This is a genomic window from Vibrio proteolyticus NBRC 13287 (assembly GCF_000467125.1).
Classification (GTDB): Bacteria; Pseudomonadota; Gammaproteobacteria; order Enterobacterales; family Vibrionaceae; genus Vibrio; species Vibrio proteolyticus.
This window is the reverse complement of the sequence record NZ_BATJ01000048.1, coordinates 1-646: the sequence shown is the minus strand read 5'-3', so window position 1 is coordinate 646 and position 646 is coordinate 1. Positions and strand designations below refer to the sequence as shown.

Genomic DNA, 646 nt, shown 5'->3' with positions numbered 1-646 from the left:
CTGTTAAGGTGTGAGCAACGCAATACCTAAGCTCCCGCATACCACCTTAAACACAAATCACAACGCATAGCTAAAATGCCAAGCGTTGCGAATCACTCTTAAACAGATTGTTATGTACGTGCTTTCGGGTCTTGAAATACTATTACCTTGCTTTGCTCAAATCCATCCACTGAACCTTGCAAATGACTACGTACTTTTTTAACTAACGCGCGAACATCATCAGAGCCAAGCTTGTGTGCTAGAGATTCGGATAAATCTTTCGCTAAGTCCTCCGGAAGCCACACAAAAGCTTGGAAAGCCAACTTGTTAAGCTGGTAATAATCTAACTCTTTTTCAGCTCTTAGCCACTGAGCTAGCAATTCGGCAACAACTTCACCTTTTAAACGCATTTCTCGCTGATGTTCGACTTCTGCTAGCTTAAGATCATACTCATGCTTAATCGAAGCTTTTAGGCGCTCCAACAACCAGTTTTTACACAAGAACCCGACGATGCCAAAGATGGTCAACGTCGAAACAGAGCCCAATATTGATGCTAAAAAAGTTTCCATATTACCCCTAAGTACATAACGCCGCGTTAAGGGGTGAACAACGCCACCACCTAACCTAAACCATTGTGCCATAAACACAAAAGCCAAACTTTGAACCT

Annotated in this window: 1 protein-coding gene; it reads right to left on the bottom strand. The window is 42.6% G+C overall.

Annotation, left to right across the window (positions count from 1 at the left end):
- Positions 1-110 precede the first annotated feature (110 nt).
- The coding region (locus tag VPR01S_RS22815) for a hypothetical protein (RefSeq protein WP_052035788.1) at positions 111-646 on the bottom strand (536 nt) is incomplete at its 5' end.